This is a genomic window from Citrobacter sp. Awk 4 (assembly GCF_028069725.1).
Lineage (GTDB): Bacteria > Pseudomonadota > Gammaproteobacteria > Enterobacterales > Enterobacteriaceae > Citrobacter_D.
In genome coordinates this window covers 1-378 of record NZ_JANEWG010000156.1, presented here as the reverse complement: position 1 = coordinate 378, position 378 = coordinate 1, and the positions used below count along the sequence as shown (strand labels likewise).

Annotated in this window: 1 pseudogene; it reads left to right on the top strand. The window is 51.6% G+C overall.

The annotated features are described in order from the left end of the window. A pseudogene (locus NNO04_RS22630) lies at positions 1–378 on the top strand (phage tail sheath family protein); the annotation flags it as partial.

Here is a 378-nt window from a genome sequence, read left to right as displayed (position 1 = left end):
TTTACAACAGTATTAACAGCTTACTGAAGAGTGACCCGGGCTATTTTTTACTGGCTGACAGCAGTGATGGTTCGACGGTTCCGTCCACTGAGCCGATGAAGACCGCAGTCTATTATCCGAAGGTCTCTGTCAGGGCTTCCCGCCCTGCCGATACGGCGATAGTAGTGTCAGGTTATAAAGATGCCACTCATCCTGTGGGTAATGAAATTACCAGGCTGGATATGCTGAAAACAGTTAATCCAGCCCAGTATGGCCTTGTCAGTGCGGAAATCGATACCTTACTGGAGAGAGCCCCCATTTCTCCCGCCGCCACTCTGGCCGGTATTTATTGTACCAGTGACCGTAATCGCGGGGTCTGGAAAGCCCCCGCCAATGTGG